At 69.7% G+C, this 16946-nt stretch carries 14 protein-coding genes; 4 read left to right on the forward strand and 10 right to left on the reverse strand.

Annotation, left to right across the window (positions count from 1 at the left end):
• The 3 genes from purB to H0W40_RS11600 all read left to right on the forward strand — a co-directional run.
• Window positions 1-1300 (forward strand): adenylosuccinate lyase (gene purB, locus H0W40_RS11590; RefSeq protein WP_292446307.1); only part of this gene is annotated, 1300 nt, incomplete at its 5' end.
• Between the two features lie 20 nt (window positions 1301-1320).
• Complete coding sequence (pyrF, locus tag H0W40_RS11595) at window positions 1321-2160, forward strand: orotidine-5'-phosphate decarboxylase (RefSeq protein WP_292446309.1); 840 nt, start codon at window positions 1321-1323, stop codon at window positions 2158-2160.
• Window positions 2161-2316: 156 nt separating this feature from the next.
• Complete coding sequence (locus tag H0W40_RS11600; protein WP_292446310.1) at window positions 2317-5580, forward strand: PAS domain-containing hybrid sensor histidine kinase/response regulator; 3264 nt, start codon at window positions 2317-2319, stop codon at window positions 5578-5580.
• Between the two features lie 127 nt (window positions 5581-5707).
• Here H0W40_RS11600 and H0W40_RS11605 read toward each other — a convergent pair whose 3' ends face one another.
• From H0W40_RS11605 to H0W40_RS11635, 7 genes are all read right to left on the reverse strand, one after another.
• Window positions 5708-7450: a trehalase family glycosidase gene (locus H0W40_RS11605; RefSeq protein WP_292446312.1), complete on the reverse strand. Its 1743-nt coding sequence runs from the start codon at window positions 7448-7450 to the stop codon at window positions 5708-5710.
• A 70-nt stretch (window positions 7451-7520) separates the two neighbouring features.
• Window positions 7521-8306, reverse strand: coding sequence for an SDR family NAD(P)-dependent oxidoreductase (locus tag H0W40_RS11610; RefSeq protein ID WP_292446314.1), 786 nt, complete (start codon window positions 8304-8306; stop codon window positions 7521-7523).
• Between the two features lie 163 nt (window positions 8307-8469).
• Window positions 8470-10791 (reverse strand): molybdopterin cofactor-binding domain-containing protein, encoded by a 2322-nt coding sequence (locus H0W40_RS11615; protein ID WP_292446315.1) that lies wholly within the window; start codon window positions 10789-10791, stop codon window positions 8470-8472.
• Complete coding sequence (locus tag H0W40_RS11620) at window positions 10788-11321, reverse strand: (2Fe-2S)-binding protein (RefSeq protein ID WP_292446317.1); 534 nt, start codon at window positions 11319-11321, stop codon at window positions 10788-10790. Before H0W40_RS11620 ends, H0W40_RS11615 begins: the two co-directional genes overlap by 4 nt.
• A 298-nt stretch (window positions 11322-11619) precedes the next feature.
• Window positions 11620-12378 carry a class II glutamine amidotransferase gene (locus H0W40_RS11625; protein WP_292446319.1) on the reverse strand — a complete coding sequence of 253 codons (759 nt, stop codon included), beginning with the start codon at window positions 12376-12378 and terminating at the stop codon, window positions 11620-11622.
• A 328-nt stretch (window positions 12379-12706) separates the two neighbouring features.
• Window positions 12707-13057 (reverse strand): hypothetical protein, encoded by a 351-nt coding sequence (locus tag H0W40_RS11630; protein ID WP_292446321.1) that lies wholly within the window; start codon window positions 13055-13057, stop codon window positions 12707-12709.
• A gap of 66 nt (window positions 13058-13123) precedes the next feature.
• Window positions 13124-14029, reverse strand: coding sequence for a LysR substrate-binding domain-containing protein (locus H0W40_RS11635; protein ID WP_292446322.1), 906 nt, complete (start codon window positions 14027-14029; stop codon window positions 13124-13126).
• A 160-nt stretch (window positions 14030-14189) separates the two neighbouring features.
• Here H0W40_RS11635 and H0W40_RS11640 point away from each other — a divergent pair, with 160 nt between their 5' ends.
• Window positions 14190-15002 carry a class II aldolase/adducin family protein gene (locus tag H0W40_RS11640; protein ID WP_292446323.1) on the forward strand — a complete coding sequence of 271 codons (813 nt, stop codon included), beginning with the start codon at window positions 14190-14192 and terminating at the stop codon, window positions 15000-15002.
• An 84-nt stretch (window positions 15003-15086) separates the two neighbouring features.
• Here the strand turns inward: H0W40_RS11640 and H0W40_RS11645 are convergent, their stop codons facing one another.
• The 3 genes from H0W40_RS11645 to H0W40_RS11655 all read right to left on the reverse strand — a co-directional run bounded on the left by H0W40_RS11645 (window position 15087) and on the right by H0W40_RS11655 (window position 16927).
• Window positions 15087-15737 carry an FMN-binding negative transcriptional regulator gene (locus H0W40_RS11645; protein ID WP_292446325.1) on the reverse strand — a complete coding sequence of 217 codons (651 nt, stop codon included), beginning with the start codon at window positions 15735-15737 and terminating at the stop codon, window positions 15087-15089.
• Window positions 15738-15806: 69 nt separating this feature from the next.
• Window positions 15807-16226 carry a PaaI family thioesterase gene (locus tag H0W40_RS11650; protein WP_292446326.1) on the reverse strand — a complete coding sequence of 140 codons (420 nt, stop codon included), beginning with the start codon at window positions 16224-16226 and terminating at the stop codon, window positions 15807-15809.
• 62 nt (window positions 16227-16288) lie between these two features.
• On the reverse strand, window positions 16289-16927 hold the full coding sequence (locus tag H0W40_RS11655) for a LysE family translocator (protein ID WP_292446328.1): 639 nt from the start codon (window positions 16925-16927) through the stop codon (window positions 16289-16291).
• Window positions 16928-16946 lie beyond the last annotated feature (19 nt).

Here is a 16946-nt window from a genome sequence, read left to right on the forward strand (position 1 = left end):
GCTCAGCGAATTCGGCCTCATGCAGCGCCGCGTGCAGGTGGAAGTGGAGTGGTTCATCGCGCTGGGCGAGGCCGGGCTGCCCGAGTTCGCGCCGCTGTCCCATGAAGCCCGCGCCCACCTGCATTTGCTGGTCGCCGATTTCTCGGAGGCCGACGCCCAGGCCATCAAGGACATCGAGAAGACCACCAATCACGACGTCAAGGCGGTCGAGTACTGGCTGAAGTCGACGTTCGACGGGCACGCGGAGCTGCAAGCGGCAGGCGAGTTCGTGCACTTCGCCTGCACCAGCGAGGACATCAACAACACCAGCCATGCGCTGATGCTCGGCGCGGCGCGCGAGACGGTGATGCTTCCGGCGCTCGACGGCGTGATCGCCACGCTGGAGCGCATGGCGCGCGAAATGGCGACGCTGCCGATGCTGGCGCGCACGCACGGCCAGACCGCCAGCCCCACGACGGTGGGCAAGGAGATTGCCAACGTTGCCGCGCGCCTGACCACAGCGCGCTCGCGCATCGTCGGCGTCGCGCTGCTGGCCAAGATGAACGGCGCGGTCGGCAACTACAACGCCCACCTCGCCGCGTATCCGGACGTGGACTGGGAAGCCTTCAGCCGCAAGGTCGTCGAGCAGCGGCTGGGCCTGGCCTTCAACCCCTACACCATCCAGATCGAGCCGCACGACTGGATGGCCGAACTGTTCGACGCCCTCACGCGCACCAACACCATCCTCATCGACTGGTCGCGCGACGTGTGGGGCTATGTGAGCCTGGGCTACTTCAAGCAAAAGCTCAAGGCCGGCGAGATCGGCTCGAGCACGATGCCGCACAAGGTCAACCCGATCGACTTCGAGAACGCCGAGGGCAATCTCGGCCTGGCCAACGCGCTGCTCAGCCACTTGAGCCAGAAGCTGCCGATCTCGCGCTGGCAGCGCGACCTGACGGACTCCACCGTGCTACGCAACATGGGCGTGGCGCTGGGCTACACGCTGCTGGCCTGGGATTCGCTGGCCCGCGGCCTGGCCAAGCTCGAAGTCAACGAGGCCCAGCTCGCCGCCGACCTCGACGGTGCATGGGAAGTTCTGGCCGAGCCGATCCAGACCGTCATGCGCCGCTATGGACTGCCCAATCCGTATGAGCGGCTCAAGGAGCTGACGCGCGGCAAGGCGATCACGCGCGAAGCGGTCGCGGCGTTCATCGAGACGCTGGAGTTGCCGCAGGCCGAGAAGGATCGGCTGCTCGCTTTGACGCCGGGCCGCTACACCGGCATGGCGGCCGAACTCGCGGCGCGGTCGCGGTCGCGGTGAGCACGGCGCCGAAGCCACGTATGAGCTTCCTTGCCCGCCTTCTCGCCGCCGAGCGCCGCAACGACTCTTTGCTGTGCGTCGGCCTCGATCCGGAGCCCGCGAAGTTCCCGGCCCCGTGGACCGGCGACGCCACCCGCATCTTCGATTTCTGCGCCGCCATCGTCGATACGACGCATGACCTCGTGCTCGCCTTCAAGCCGCAGATCGCCTACTTCGCCGCGCACCGCGCCGAAGACCAGCTCGAACGGCTGATCGCGCACATCCAGCGCGTGGCACCCGAGGTGCCCGTGATCCTCGACGCCAAGCGCGGCGACATCGGCGCCACCGCCGAGCAGTACGCGAGCGAGGCTTTCGATCGCTACAAGGCCCACGCGGTGACCTTGTCGCCCTTCATGGGCTTCGACTCGATCGAGCCCTACCTGCGCCGGCCGGACAAGGGCGCGATCCTGCTGTGCCGCACTTCCAACCCCGGCGGCAGCGATCTGCAGATGCAGCGTCTGGCCGATGTGGAAGGCCAGCCGCGTCTGTACGAGCACCTGGCGCGGCTCGCTCAGGGGCCGTGGAACACGAACGGCCAGCTCGGCCTGGTGGTCGGCGCCACCTTCCCCGAGGAACTCGCGCGGGTGCGCGCGCTGGCGCCGACCTTGCCGCTGCTCATCCCCGGCGTGGGCGCGCAGGGCGGCGATGCGGCGGCCACGGTGCGCGCCGCCTGGCGGGGCGGGCCGGGGGGCCAGACCACGGCGCCGATCATCGTCAACTCCTCGCGCGCCGTGCTTTATGCCGGCAGCGGCGCGGACTTCGCCGCCGCGGCCCGCCAAGTCGCGATGGCGACGCGCGAGACCCTGAACCACGCTCGCTGAGGCCATCACCACGGGCGCTCGCGTGCAGTCCGACCGGTGCGCGCAGCTTCGTGGCGCGCGGCGCGTTCAGGCCAGGCGGCGCTTGCGGAAAATCGGTGAGCCCCTGGACCGCGGCTGCCTGTTGGCATTGCCTTCGCCGGACACCCCATTCGCCCAGTGAGTTCCGACGCCTCCCACTCTTCCTGGCCCCCTGCCGCCACGCCGCGCACCGACGTGGCGCTGCTGCGGCTCTTCTTCGGCTGCGGCGGTGCCGTGGCCGTGCTGATGACGGTGTTCTACGGGCTCGGCAATGCCGCCGGCGGTGCCACGCAACGTGCGGTGCTGGTCGGCGCCTGCGCGGCGCTGGCGGCAGTGTTCGCTCTGGCCGCCCGCGCCGCGCGCTTCGGGGCGGGCGACGGGTCTGCGGTCGCGGTCCAGGTAGCGGGCTGGGCGACGGTGCTCGCCGCCGCGGTGGTCAGCGTGACGCTCGGCACCGGCGTGCGAACACCGCCGATCGTCTTTCTGTCGGTCGTGATCTGTCTGTCCTGTGTGCTGGTGAGCGTGCGCGTCGCCGTCGCGCTGGCGTTCGGCAGCGTGGCCCTGCTGGGCGCACTGCTGTTCGCCGAGCACCGAAGCTGGCTGCCGCCGGCGTCCGGCACGGCCGGCAGGCTGGGCGCGAATCTGCCGGTGGCGTTCGTGATCCAGGCCGCGATGCTGACGATCGGCCTGGTGGCGGGCATCGCCAGCCGCAGCGCGCTGGGCCGCGCGCTGGCGGCCGTCGAGGAGCGTGAGCAGCGCTTTCGCAACCTGCTCGGCATCGCCGCCGACTGGTACTGGGAACAGGACGCGCAACTGCGCTTCACCTTCGCGTCGCACACGCTGGCAGACGACACCGGTGTCACCCAGTCCCAGTTGCTCGGTCGCATGCGTTGGGAAATCCCCGAATTCGGGTTGACGCCCGAGCAGTGGGCCGCGCACCGCCGCGACCTGGAGGCACGCCGTCCGTTTCGCGACCTCGTGATGCGCTGTGCCCACAAGGACGGGCGACCGCGCTGGGTGAGCATCAGCGGCGAGCCGACGTTCGATACGGCAGGGCGGTTCACGGGCTACTGGGGCGTGGGGCGCAACGTCACTGACACGGTCCTGGCCCAGCGCACGCGCAACGTCACCGAGACTCGCTACCGCGAGCTGTTCGCCTGCTCGCCCTCGCCCCTGCTGCTGCACCGCCACGGCGTGGTCGTCGAAGCCAACGAGGCGGCGGTCCGCTTGCTCGGCTACGGCGACGCGGCGGCGATGGTCGGCATCGAACTCTGGGCGCACCACGAACCGGGCGCCGAACTGGAACGCGCCCGCGCCCGCACGGCCGGCCTCGACGCCTTGCCCAAGGGGACCGCGCTGCCACTGGCCGACTTCCGGCTGCGGCGCACCGACAGACAAAGCGTCGAGGTGCAGGCGACGGGCCTGCGCGTCGAGCTCGACGACGGCCCGGCCACGATGTCGATCTACCGCGACGTCACCGCACAGCGCGCCGCCGAGCAGGCCCTGCGGGGTTCGCAGGCGCTGCTCACGCAGCTGTTCGACACCACGCCCGACACCGTGTCGCTCACCGAGCGATCGACCGGCCGCTATCTCATGATCAACGAGCAGTACACGCGCGTACTGGGCTGGAGCGCCGAGGAGGCGATCGGCCGCACCGCGGCCGAGCTCGGCATCTGGCACCGCGAAGCCGATCGCCAGCGGCTGCTGCAGACCGTGCGCGATCAGGGCAACGTGCGCGAGATGCCGGCGATGTTCCGCAGGAAGTCGGGCGCCCTGGTGCCGCTGCGGGTGTCGGCGGCGTGCTTCGTGCACGACGGCATCGAATACCTGGTGGTGATGGCGCGCGACATGGCCGCCATCGAGCAGGCGCGGCTCGAACGCGAGGCGATCCTGCAGCACGCCTCGATCGGTATCGCCTTCACGCGCAACAGCCGCTTCGTGCATGTGAACCCGCGTTTCGAGCAGATGTTCGGCTGGCCGGCCGGCAGCATGCATGGCGAGAGCGGCGAAGTGGTCTGGCCGAGTACCGCCGAACATGCCGAGGTCGGCACGGTCGCCGGGCCGCTGCTCTCGACCGGCCAGCCCTTCGAGATCGAGCGCCAGATGCGTCGCCGTGACGGCAGCCTGTTCTGGTGCCGCATGCGCGCGCAGGCGGTGGACCCCGACGACCCGAGCCGCGGCGGCACTATCTGGATCGGCGAAGACGTGACCGGGCGCCGCCAGACCGAGCAGGCCCTCGCGGCGGCCCGCGACGCCGCCGAGGCGGCCAGCCGCGCCAAGAGCGCCTTCCTGGCCAACACCAGCCACGAGATCCGCACGCCGCTCAACGGCTTGCTGGGCCTGGCGCGGTTGGCCCAGGCGCCGGGGCTCGAGGCGCCGAGGCGACAGCAGTACCTGCAGCAGATTCTCGAGAGCGCGGTGAGTCTGTCCTCGATCATTTCCGACATCCTCGATTTCTCCAAGATCGAGGCCGGCAAGCTGAGCCTCGAGTCGGTGCCCTTCGCGCTGCGCGAGACGCTGCAGGCCGCCTGCCGCGCCCAGCAGCCGGCGGCCGAGGCGCGCGGCCTCACGCTGACGCTGCACCTGGGGGCCGATGTGCCCGAGACCGTGCGGGGCGACCCCTTGCGCGTGCGCCAGATCCTCGGCAACTACCTTGCCAATGCACTCAAGTTCACCGAGCAGGGCGGCGTGCGCGTCGAGGTCGATCGGGGCGAAGGCGCGCGGCTACGGTTCACGGTCAGCGACACCGGCTGCGGCATCAATGCCGCCACCCAGGCGCGGCTGTTCCAGCCCTTCACTCAGGCCGACGATTCGATCACCCGGCGCTACGGTGGCACGGGCCTGGGCTTGTCGATCTGCCGCGAGCTGGCCCTGCTGATGCACGGCGAGGTGGGCGTGGTCAGCGAGCCGGGCCGGGGCGCGCGCTTCTGGGCCGAGCTGCCGCTGCCGGCCGCCGCCGCTACGCAGGCCGAGCCGCACGACGAGGCGGCGCTGGCGCAGCGCCTGAGCGGCGCGCGCGTGCTGCTGGTCGAGGACAACCCGGTCAACATGATGATCGCCGGCGCCATGCTCGAGCAGTGGGGCGTGCGCGTGACGCCGGCGCACGATGGCCAGCAGGCGCTCGATGCCGTGGCCGCCGCCGAGCGCGACGGCACGGCCTTCGACGCCGTGCTCATGGACGTGCAGATGCCGGTGATGAGCGGCCACGAAGCCGCGCGCCGGCTGCGCGAGCGCTGGAGCAGCGAGGCGCTGCCCATCGTGGCGCTCACCGCCGCCGCGCTGGTGTCCGAGCGCGAGCAGGCGCTGGCCGCCGGCATGGACGCCTTCCTCACCAAGCCCATCGATGCCGAGCACCTGCAGCGCACGCTGGCACGCGTGCTCGGTGACCGTGTGACCGCCTGAGGCCGAGGTCAGCGGCGGCGCGGGGCGACGACAGCCCGAACAACAGAGACGTCTCCGGCGCCACCGGCTCGGACATCCGGCTGTTCGGCCTCGACCGCGATGGCATCGAAGCCCCCGCTGGCGCCAATCAGCGCTTGGTGCCGCGCTCGAAACCCTGCGCCAGCAGGCGCCGCGTGACTCCGTTGGTCCAGCCGAAGCCGTCCTGCAGCGGGTACTCGCCGCCGCCGCCGCCGGCCGAGCGGTCCGCGCTCACCTGGCGCAGCGCGTACTTCTCGACCAGCTTGCTCTCGCGCCGGAAGACTTCGTCAACCGTGGCCAGCCAGCGCCTTGCGATTTCCTGCGCCAGCGCGGTGTGGCCGTAGTCGGCCAGACCCCGGATTGCCATCCACTGCAGCGGTGCCCAGCCGTTGGGTCGGTCCCATTGCTCGTCGCTGAACACCTCGGTGGTGGCCAGGCCACCGGGGGCGAGCAGGCGGCGCTCCAGGGTGTCGGCCAGCGCCGCGGCCTGGGCCGGATCGGCCAGGCCGGTAAAGAGCGGCACCACGGTGGCTGCGGTGAGGCAGCGGCGCGGCCGGGAGCGTTGCCAGTCGAAGTCGAAGAACCCGCCCTGCTCGGCGTTCCACAAGTGGAGCTTCACGGCGCTCTGGCGCTCCTGCGCCCTGGCGCCGAACCCTTCCGCGCAGTCGACATCGCCATCGGCGGCGCCCAGCCGCGCGATGGTCGCCTCCAGCTTGTAGAGAAAAGCGTTCAGGTCCACCGGCAGGATGGCCGTGGTGCAGATGTCGGCCAGCCGCGGAGTCGCGATGTTTGCAGGATCGTCCGGCTCAAGGGGGCACCCTGGGGGCTGCGCGCCGTCCCGCCGAGCGGAGGCGAGCCCGCCAGGGCCAGGAACGGGCCCCCTCGTGGGCTCTGGCGGCCGTGCGGAGGGCTCGTGCAGCCAACGCGTGCTGAAGTCCCAGCCCGATTCAGCCGCGGCGCGCAGGTCGCGGTACACGTCGGCGCAGGGGCGTTCTGACTCCGCGGCCGTGGCGACGTCTTCGCGCCAGGATTCCTCGCGCGGCGAATCACGGTCGTCCCAGTAGCGGTTGAGCAGCGCGCCGTCGGCCAGGCGCACCACGCGACGGCGCGCCTCGCCGGGGCGCAGACCGTCGGCGCCGTCCATCCACCAGGCGTGTTCCTTGCGCAGCTGCGGCAGGTAGCTAGCGGCAGGCGGGCCGTCGCAGTCCTCGCACAACTCGGCCATGAGGGCGAACACCGGCGGCTGCGAGCGGCTCAGGTAGTAGGTGCGCGTGCCGTTGGGCACGTGGCCGTAGGTGTCGATCAGGTAGGCGAAGTTGTCGGTCATCGCGTGCAGCACGTCGGTGCAACCGCTTTCGGCGAGCCCCAGCATCACGAAGTACGAGTCCCAGTAGTAGAGCTCGGCGAAGCGGCCGCCCGGCACCACATACGCGTGGGGCAGCGGCAGCAGCGAGGAGCGCACCGGGTGCTGGAGCGGCTGGCGCGTGAGCACCGGCCAGAGCGCGTCGATGTGTTCGGTGAGGGTGAGTCCGGGCTGCGCGACGTACTCGCTCGGCTTCGCCGTCGGCGCGGCGAAATGGGTGCGCACGAAGGCGCCGAGATCGAAGCCCGCCGCGCGGTGCTCCCGCCGGTACGCTGCCAGAATGGCCTGCGGATCGCCGCGCGGCACGCAGTCCACGAAGTCCTTGCTGTCCGCGAAGAGGCGCTGCGACTGCACGGCGACGAACAGTTCTTCGTAGCGGTCGGCCGGCGTGAGGGTGTCGGGTGGCGGGCAGGCCGCAGCTGCGGCGCTGCGCTGGCCTGGATCGACGAGAGACGCCGAGCGCCTTGGGAGCGGCCCGGCGGCGCTCATCGGGCCCCCCAGACGCTGCGCGTCGGCCCCCCGAGGGGGCGCGAGCGCCTTGGGAGCGGCCCGGCGGCGCTCATTGCTCGCTGTAGTTCCACAGCAGCCCGCCGTCGATCACGATCGTGGCGCCGGTGATGTAGTCGGCCTCGGCCGAGGCCAGGAAGGCGGCGACGCCGGCGACGTCCTCGGGCTGGCCGAGCCGGCGCAGGGGGATGTTGGCGAGCAGCCGATCCACCAGGGCCGGCTGCTTCATCAGCGTGGCGTTGATCGGCGTCTCGATCGCACCCGGCGCGATGTTGTTGACCGTGATGCCCAGCGGCGCCAGCTCCACGGCCAGGTTGCGCATCATCATTTGCATGCCGCCCTTGCTGCAGCAGTAGGCGGTGAAGTGCGGGAAGGGCAGTTCCTCGTGCACCGAGCTCATGTTGATGACCTTGCCGGGGCGCTGCGTCTCCTTCAAATGCGCCACGAAGGCCTGCGTGAGGAAGAACGCGCCCTTGAGGTTGACGCCCATCACGTGGTCGTAGTGCGCCTCGCTCACGTCGAGGAAGTCGGCGCGCTTTTCCACGCCGGCGTTGTTGACGAGCACGTCGAGCCGGCCGAGTTGCCGCACGCCTTCGGCCACCATCGCCCGCACCTCGGCGACCTGCGAAACGTCGGCCTGCAACACGGCGCAGCGTCGGCCGAGGGCTTCGATCTCCGCGCGGGCGCTGGCCGCGCGCTCGTCGTCATGGAGCACGTTGAGCGCGATGTCGGCGCCTTCCTGCGCCAGGCGAAGCGCGACCGCGCGGCCGATGCCCTGAGCGCCGCCGCTGACGAGTGCCACCTTGTTGTCGAGCCGCATGCTGCCTTTCGTAGCCAAGAGGCATCGTCCCATGAGAGACGTGGCCGCCTTGGGAGCGGGGAGAAGCGATGCAACCGGGGCTAGCCGCGGCTTGGTGTGTTGGCTCCTTCTCCCGCTTGTGGGAGAAGGCGGGGGATGAGGGTGCTCTCCCGCACGCGGAAGAGGGAGCAAGCCGCTTGATTCAGACTTGCAGCGGCAGCTCGCGCAGTCGCTGCCCCGTCAGCGCGAACAGCGCATTGGCCAGCGCGGGCGCCAGCGGCGGCGTGCCCGGCTCCCCCACGCCGGCCGGCGGCGCTGTGCTTGGCAGGATGTGCGTTTCGATGCGCGGCGATTCGGCCAGCGTGGCGAGCCGGTAGTCGGGAAAATTGCGCTGCTGCACCCTGCCTTCCACGATGTCGATGCGCCCGTGCAGCGCGGCGCTCAGGCCGAACAGGATGCCGCCTTCCATCTGCTGGCGCACGATGTCCGGGTGGACCACGGTGCCGCAGTCGATGGCGCTGACCACGCGGTGCACGCGCGGGCGGCCGTCCTGCAGCGACACCTCGACCACCTGCGCGACTAAGGAGCCGAAGCTCTCGTGCAGCGCCACGCCGCGCGCGCGGGGGCCGGCGGCATCCGGCAACAGCGGCGTGCTCCAGCCGGCTTCATCGGCCGCGCGCCGAAGCACGGCCGCGTGGCGCGGGCGGCCCTTCAACAGCGCCAGCCGGAAGGCCACCGGGTCTTGCCGCGCGGCATGGGCCAACTCGTCGATGAAGCTTTCGATGAAGAAGGCGTTGTGCGAGTGGCCGACCGAGCGCCAGTAGCCGACCGGCACGCCGCTCCTCGTGGCCACGTGGGCGATGCGCTGGTGCTCGATGCCGTAGGCCTGATCGAACAGGCCCTCGGCGCTCATCTTGTCGGGCGTCTCTACGGGGGCGGCCATCGCCGGTAGGCAGCGCTCCATCCAGCGCGGCGTGATCGCGTCGGAGGCGCTGGCGATGCGCAGCGAAAGCGGCAGGCGGTCGGGCCCCAGCGCCGCACGCAGCGCGGCGGCGGCGGCGGGGCGGTAGAAATCGTGCGTCATGTCTTCTTCGCGCGACCACGCCAGTTGCACCGGCCGCCCGCCGGTGAACTGCGCGATGGTGACCGCCTGCCCGATGAAATCGACGTCGAGCCGCCGGCCGAAGCCACCGCCGAGCAGGGTGACATGCAGCGTGACGGCGTCCTCGTCGACGCCGGCCGCACGGGCCGCGACTGCGCGCGCCGAGGTGGGGTTCTGCGTCGGTGCCCACACCGTGACCCGGCCGTTGCGGATTTGTGCGGTGCAGTTCATCGGCTCCATCGTGGCGTGAGCGAGATAGGGCGCGCGGTAGATCGCCTCGATCAGCGGGCTGCTGCTGCCACCCGCTCGCGCTCGCGCTTCCGTCTGCGCTACGTCCCCGCGGCTGTGAAAGGTGAAGCCGGCGTCGCCGTCGAGCGCCTCGCGGGCCTTCTGTTCGAGCGCGTCGACGATCGCCTTCGAGTTCGCCACGCCGGCCGGCGGCGACTGCCATTCGATCGCCAGCGCATCGACCGCCTGCTGCGCATGCCAGGTGCTGCGCGCCACGATGGCCACGCCGGCGGTGGCGCCGGCAATCGGTCCGAGCCGCACCATGCGCAGCACGCCGGGCCGGCGCAGCACCTCGTCTTCGTTGGTGATGCGCTGCGGCGCGCCGCCGAGCACCGGGCACATGCGCACGGCGGCGAAGAGCAGCGCCTCAGGCGCGCCGGGCCGTACATCGAGGCCGAACACCGCGCTGCCGTCGCTCTTGGTCACGACGTCGGTGCGCGGCACGGCACGGCCGATCAACGTCCAGGCGCTGCGCGGCTTGACCGTCACCTCGCCGGCCCGCGTGGCCGCGGCAGCGCGGGCGAGTTCGCCGAAGTGCGCCTGCGGCCCGGAGTCGTGCAGCACGCGGCCTGCACGCACGGTGATCTCGTTCTTGGGAAGCTTCCACTTCAGCGACGCAGCACCGACCAGTTGCGCGCGCGCGGTGGCCGCCGCCAGACGCAGGGGCTCCCAGGAATCGGCGACGCTGGTCGAGGCACCGGTCACGCTGATGCCGAGTTCGCGCACCAGCTTGCGGACCATCCACTCGCTGGCGCGCACGGTGCGCGTGCGCTCGCCCGGCTCGCGGTCGCGCGGATGGAAGGGCAAGGCGCCGACGAACATCGCCACGTTGCCGTAGATCGCGTCGCTGCCGGCGTCGAACAGGCGAATGCGGTCCAGGCCGATGTCCATCTCCTCGGCGACCAGCATGGCCAGTGCGGTGTGCACGCCCTGGCCCATCTCGCTCTTGTGCATGGCGAGCCGAACGCCGCCGTCGGGCTCGATGCGGATCCAGCCGTTGAGCGCCACGCCGCCAACGCCTGGCGACAGCAACTCGCGCGAACCCAGCCGCGAGCGCGGCGGCAGCACGCCCCAGCCGACCACCAGGCCACCGCCCACCGCAGCCGCGCTGAGCAGCAGCGTGCGCCGCTTCATGCCTTGAACACCAGCGGCTGCGCCTTGATGCGGCGCGGCGGGCGGCGCGCCGGCGGTGCAGGCGACGAAGGCGCGAGCGCTTGCGCGGCGCTGTGGATGGCGGCGCGCACGCGCGGATAGGTGCCGCAGCGGCACAGGTTGGTCATGGCCGCGTCGATGTCGGCGTCGGTCGGTTTCGGGTTCCTGGCGAGCAGCGCGGCGGCGGCCATGAGCATGCCGCTCTGGCAGTAGCCGCATTGCGGCACCTGATGCTCGACCCACGCGGCTTGCAGCGCATGCGGCGCGGCTGCACTGCCGAGGCCTTCGATGGTTTGAATGGCGCGGCCTTGCACGACTGAGAGCGGCGTGACGCAGGAGCGCACCGCCTCGCCGTCCAGCCGCACGGTGCAGGCACCGCACGCGGCGATACCGCAACCGAACTTGGTGCCGGTGAGGTGCAGCACGTCGCGCAGCACCCACAGCAGCGGCATCGAGGGCTCGGTGCTGCCCTCGGGCAGGCGCGAAACGCGTCCGTTGATGAGCAGGTCCATGGGGTTCGAGGAAAGCTACCGGCATTGTGGCGCGACGACCTTTTCCTTGGCCCTCGGCTTCTGTGGAGCAGTGAGCGGTGAGCGGAGTTTTCCCCTCTCCCTCTGGCAGAGAGCAGGGTGAGGGCAACGCAGAGGCCGGGTTCGGCTGGCCCCTCACTTGCAGTGCGCGTCTCGGCTTGCAAGCCGAGGCCGCTCGACGGGCTCGGCGCATGCGCCTCGAAAGCCCCGTCTCGCCCCAACCTCTCCTCAAAGGTGAGAGGAGCAATACGGCCCGTGCGGAGTTCCGGTGTCGGTGGGCTCAGTAATCCAGCGGCACGCCGCCCTGGAACACCTTGAGTTCCCCCGGCGCGAAGGCCTCCCAGGCCTCGTCGGCCGTGAGCGGTTCGGTCACGATGACCGCGACGCGATCCTCCGGCGTCGTCAGCTCCGCGAAGTTGACCGTCAGGTCTTCGTCCTGCAGCCGCGCGCTGCGAAACGGATGCTGCCGCACCAGCCAGTGCAGATGCGTCGAGGCATGCGCCCACAGCGCATCGCCGTTGCTGAGCAGGAAGTTGAAGCTGCCGTGAGCGGCCAGCGGTGCGGCCAGCTCACGCAGCGTTTCGGTCAGGTGCTGCACGCTGGGCAGCGAGGCGTGGTTCTTGGCCAGCTCCTGCAGCAGCCAGCACAGGGCGCGCTCGCTGTCGGTATCGCCCACCGGGTGAAAGGCCGCATGCAACTTGGGATGAAAGTCCTTGAGGTCGCCGTTGTGCGCGAACACCCAATAACGACCCCACAGCTCGCGCACGAAAGGGTGCGTGTTCTCCAGCGCCACGCGGCCCTGCGTGGCCTTGCGGATGTGGGCGATGACCTGGCGGCTGCGGATCGGGTAGCGCTTGACCATCGCGGCCACCGGCGACGTGCTGGCGCTCGTGTGATCGACGAAGCAGCGCACGCCCGGCCCTTCGAAGAACGCGATGCCGAAGCCGTCCTTGTGCTCGGCCGCGCGCGTGGCGAAGCCCGTGAAGCTGAACACGATGTCGGTCGGCGTGTTGCCGTTCATGCCGAGAAGCTGGCACATGGTGACGAGTGGTTGGACGGCGAGGAGCCCGTGCGCAAGGAGGACGTGCGCAGTATCGCAAGGGCCTGCAAGGATGCCGATGCCGGCCGCGTCGTCTCCGAAGTAAGTCCGGTCAGCGCGGCACCACGGTCAGCACGGAGCACCGCACTGATACGGAATTGCGTTCAATCGCATCGATGCCGCGCCCGCGCCCGCGCCCGCGCCGGACCCTCACCCCAACCCTCTCCCACGAGTGGGAGAGGGAGCAATAGCCGAACGACTGAAAGCAAAGTTGTATTCGTCAGCGAGTCATCGCGTCAGCGGCGTCTCAAATCACGACGGCAGCCCGTCACCGCCGCCCTCGCCATCGCGCGAAAACTACCCCGATCGCCACGCCGGCCAGCAACAGGCCGCCGCCCAGCAACAGGCTTCCTTCGCTCGCCGGTGGCGCCGGCTCCGGTGTGGCCGGCTCGAGCGAGAGCGAGCGAAACGTCGCCTGCCAGTCGCTCGGGCTGATCTGCGTCATGCGCGACGCATCCGCCAGGCCGTAGATGCACATCTCGCCGCCGGGCAGCGTGCAGAAGCGCTCGGCCGGGCAAGCGGTGAGGATCTGCTGCGCTTCGCCCTCGCCGCAGCGCGCACCTGCGCTGCGCAAAACCTGCAGGGTGACGTCGGGGTGCTTGGTGAGCTGCTCGGGCATGTCGTGCTCCCGGAGATAAGCCGCAACCAGAATAGGCGAGGAGTTCCGACCCCGTGCGCAGCCTCGTCAATCGCCGCGCACGTCGGCGGCCATCTCGGCACCGACCCACTCCCGAAACGCCGCGACGTGGCGGCTGTCGCCCTCGGCCTTGCGATAGCAGAGGAAATGCATCTCGCGTTCGATGCGCCGAAAACCCGGCCCGTCGAGCACCACGAGTTCGCCGCGGGCGAGCTCGCCTTGCGCGAAACGCGTCGTCTCCAGAGCGATGCCCAGGCCGTCGGCTGCGGCGGCGATGGCGAGTGAGCCCCGGTCGAACGAGGGGCGTGCGCGGTCCGTCAGCTTGATCCCGTTCAAGGCGCACCAGTCGGCCCACTGCACCGGATTGAGCGGCGACTCGATCCAGGTGAACTGCGCCAGATCTGCGGGGGCGATCGGGCCGCGCCCGTCGATCAGCCGCGGCGAACACATCGGCACTGTGATCTCACGGCCCAGCGCCTCAACCACCACCCCCGGCTGCGCAGGCGGCAGACCGTAGGCGATGTCCACATCGATCTCCTCAAGGCGCTGCAGGTCCGCCGGCTCGGCGCTCGACGACATGCGGATCGTGATGCCCGGATGCGCCTGCATGAAGTGCGCGAGCCGCGGGCTCAGCCACTTGGCCGCGAAGCTCGGCGCGCAGTGCACGGCCAGCTCCAGCTTCTGCTCGGGCGCACGCAACTCCGCGCAAGCCTCCTCGATGCACTCGAACGCAGGCGTGAGCCTGTCGAGCAGACGCTGGCCCTCCGCGGTGAGCGTGACGCGCCGCGTCTGCCGCACGAAGAGCGGGCGGTCGAACCACGATTCGAGCGAGCGCACCTGGTGGCTGATGGCCGAGGGCGTCTGGTGCAGTTCTTCGCCGGCGCGCCGGAAGCTGCCCAGGCGCGCGGCGGCCTCGAAGGCACGCAGGGCAAAGAAGGAGGGCAAACGTCGCATCGAGGATTCGTCCGAGAGCAAACCGCCGGCCGAGCATAGGTGAATCGAAATCACTCGTTGGTGAAAAGCCGTCGTTTGTCAGCCGCGACGGCGTTTCGCATCATCGGGACATCGCGCGACCCTTCGCACGTTTCCCACGAAACCTCAGAGGAGACAAACCATGCTCGACACCACCAAGCGCATCTCCGTGTACCAGCCCGAACAGGTCGGACTGCGCTTTCCAGAAACACCGGTGTTCACCACCCCGGCGCAGGAGCGCCAGCACCGCAAGGAGCGCCTCGCCGCGGCCTGCCGCGCGTTCGCCGTGGAGGGCTTCGACTACGGCTTTGCCGGCCACCTGACCGTTCGCGACCCGGAGCGCCCCGAGCTCTACTGGACCAACCCGATGGCGGTGCATTTTTCGCAGGTGAAGGTGTCCAACCTCATCCTCGTGGACCACGACGGCAAGGTCGTCGAGGGCGACTACGCCGTCAACCGCGCCGGCTTCGTTCTGCACGCCGCCGTGCACGAGGCGCACCCGGACATCCTGGCGATGTGCCATGCGCACACGGTGTATGGCGTCGCGTTCGCCGCGCTCGGCAAGAAGCTCGAGCCCATCACCCAGGACGCGGCCGTGTTCTTCGAGGACCATGTGGTCATCGGCGACGAAGCCGGCCAGGTGGCCGTGGAGACCAAGGCCGGCAACAAGGTGGCCAACGCCTTCGCCGGCGTGAAGGCCGCGATTCATCAGAACCATGGCCTGTTGACCGCGAGCCGCCACAGCATCGACGCCGCGGCCTTCTGGTTTATCGCGCTCGAACGCTGCTGCCAGCAGCAATTGATGATCGACGCCACCGGCATCACGCCCAAGCTGGTGCCGCCGGAGCGCGCCCGCTACAGCCGCGAGCACGTGGGCAGCGAGTACATCGGCTGGCTGCACTTTCAGCCGGTGTACGAGCAGCTTGCGCAGACGCAGCCGGACTTGTTCCGCTGACGTTACGTGCCTTGACGGGCGCGATTGTGAGGCCGTGGCCGTGTTCGTGGTCGAAGAAGACCACACATAGGAACCGCCGAGAGATCAGCCGTTCGCGCCGGCGTCCACGTGCCGCTGGACTAGCGCCGCCATCTCGGTGGACTCGGCCTCATCCCGCTCCAGCAGCCCCGCGACCACACCCAGCCGGTCGGCGGCGGGGCGGTTCTGGCTCACCTTCCATTTGCCGACCAGCCGCGTGATCGGAATCTCGATGCCGACGATGGCCTGCAACTGCCGGTCGATGAAATCGGCCGGCGCGTCCGACACCTGCCAAGGCTGAGCGCGGGCGGCCTCGTGCGTCTTCGTCAGCCGGCTGACGAGGGCGAGCAGCCAATTGCGATCCTCGATGGCGCGCGGCATGCCGTGCGCATGCACAACAGCGTAGTTCCATGTCGGCACCACCTTGCCGTGCTCGCGCTTGCTCGCATACCAGGAGGGCGTGATGTAGGTCTGCGCGCCCTGGAAGATCACCACCGACGCCACGCTCTTCGAGAACGACCGCCACATCGGATTGGCCCGCGCCACGTGCGCGACCAGCGTGCCGTGCTCGCCGCGGTTTTCGTCGAGCAGGAAGGGGACATGGTTGGCGATCAGCTCGCCCTCGCCCTGCGTCACCCAGGTGCCCAGCGGCCGCGCGCGGATGAGCGCGTGCAGCACGGCGAGGTCCGTTACGGCGTGGTGGGCGGGTGCGTACATGAGTGGGCTCGTGGTGGGATGCGCGGTGGCTTCTGCAAGACTTGTGGCAGAACGCTGCCAAGCGACGACTCAGCCGCTCTTCTTCGCGTACAGCACCATCTGCGTGCAGCGAAAGAGCGCAATGGTCTTGCCCGATTCCTTGTGCGTGACCACCGCGTCCCATACCTGCGTGGTTCGGCCCAGGTGCGCCGCCGTGGCCGTGCACTCGATGCTGCCTTCTCGCGCCGTGCCGAGGTGGTTGGACTTGAGCTCGATGGTCGTGAAGCCCGTCGCGCCTTCCGGCAGGCTGGCGAGGCAGCCATAGCCGGAGCAGGTGTCGGCCAGCGTGACCACGCTGCCGGCGTGCAGAAACCCATTGGGCGCCATGAGCTGCTTCGTCACCGGCAACTCGGCAGTAATCGTCGACGGGGCCACGCGCGTGATGACGATGCCGAGGTGGCCGGGCAGGTTCTCGGCGCCTCGCCGGTTGAAGTCATCGAGGGTGAGCATGACGGCGTTCCAATCATCGAGGACAGACGCGCCATGTTAGTTGTTCAGCGGTACTGAGCGCCTCACACCGCGCGCCGCGGCTCGAGTGCAAGCCGAACCGCCAGCGCGGCCAGAACGAAGCCCATGACATAGCGCTGAACGGCCAGCCACGTCGGATTGCGTGAGAACCATGACGCGATGTGCGCGGCGCTCAGCGCGATGAGCAGGTTGACCGAAAAGCTCACGAAGATCTGCGCCAACCCCAACTGAACGCTCTGCAAGAAAACCGAGCCGTGCTGCGGAGAAATGAACTGCGGAAAGATGGCCAGGTAGAACACCGCGATCTTCGGATTGAGCAGGTTCGTGAGAAAGCCCATGAAGAAGAGCTTGCGCGTCGAATCGTCGGGAAGATCCCGCGCCTCGAACGGCGACCGGGCGCCGGGCCTGACGGCCTGCCATGCCAGCCAGAGCAGGTAGAGCGCACCGGCCCACTTGAGCACTTCGTACGCGAGCGGCACGGCGAGAAAGAGCGCCGTCAGACCGACGGCAGCCGCGAACATGTGCACCAGGAAACCCGCGACAACGCCGAACAGCGAGATGACGCCCGCCTTGCGCCTCTGGCTGATGGAGCGCGAGATCAGATAGATCATGTTCGGCCCCGGCGTCAGTGCCATCAGCAGCGCGGCGCCGGAGAAGAGGAGCAGGTCGTCGAGAAGGATCATCAAATTTCCTTCGGTCGCT

This window comes from Methylibium sp., assembly GCF_013817345.1.
Lineage (GTDB): Bacteria > Pseudomonadota > Gammaproteobacteria > Burkholderiales > Burkholderiaceae_C > Methylibium.

Excerpts from the sequence above, each read along its gene's own strand:
- H0W40_RS11615 (WP_292446315.1), bottom strand. The coding sequence starts at position 10,791 with ATGAAGCGGCGCACGCTGCTGCTCAGCGCGGCTGCGGTGGGCGGTGGC.
- H0W40_RS11655 (WP_292446328.1), bottom strand. The coding sequence starts at position 16,927 with ATGATCCTTCTCGACGACCTGCTCCTCTTCTCCGGCGCCGCGCTGCTG.
- H0W40_RS11605 (WP_292446312.1), bottom strand. The coding sequence starts at position 7,450 with ATGAGCGCCGCCGGGCCGCTCCCAAGGCGCTCGGCGTCTCTCGTCGAT.
- H0W40_RS11635 (WP_292446322.1), bottom strand. The coding sequence starts at position 14,029 with ATGCGACGTTTGCCCTCCTTCTTTGCCCTGCGTGCCTTCGAGGCCGCC.
- H0W40_RS11650 (WP_292446326.1), bottom strand. The coding sequence starts at position 16,226 with ATGCTCACCCTCGATGACTTCAACCGGCGAGGCGCCGAGAACCTGCCC.
- pyrF (WP_292446309.1), top strand. The coding sequence starts at position 1,321 with ATGAGCTTCCTTGCCCGCCTTCTCGCCGCCGAGCGCCGCAACGACTCT.
- H0W40_RS11620 (WP_292446317.1), bottom strand. The coding sequence starts at position 11,321 with ATGGACCTGCTCATCAACGGACGCGTTTCGCGCCTGCCCGAGGGCAGC.
- H0W40_RS11640 (WP_292446323.1), top strand. The coding sequence starts at position 14,190 with ATGCTCGACACCACCAAGCGCATCTCCGTGTACCAGCCCGAACAGGTC.
- H0W40_RS11625 (WP_292446319.1), bottom strand. The coding sequence starts at position 12,378 with ATGTGCCAGCTTCTCGGCATGAACGGCAACACGCCGACCGACATCGTG.
- H0W40_RS11645 (WP_292446325.1), bottom strand. The coding sequence starts at position 15,737 with ATGTACGCACCCGCCCACCACGCCGTAACGGACCTCGCCGTGCTGCAC.
- H0W40_RS11630 (WP_292446321.1), bottom strand. The coding sequence starts at position 13,057 with ATGCCCGAGCAGCTCACCAAGCACCCCGACGTCACCCTGCAGGTTTTG.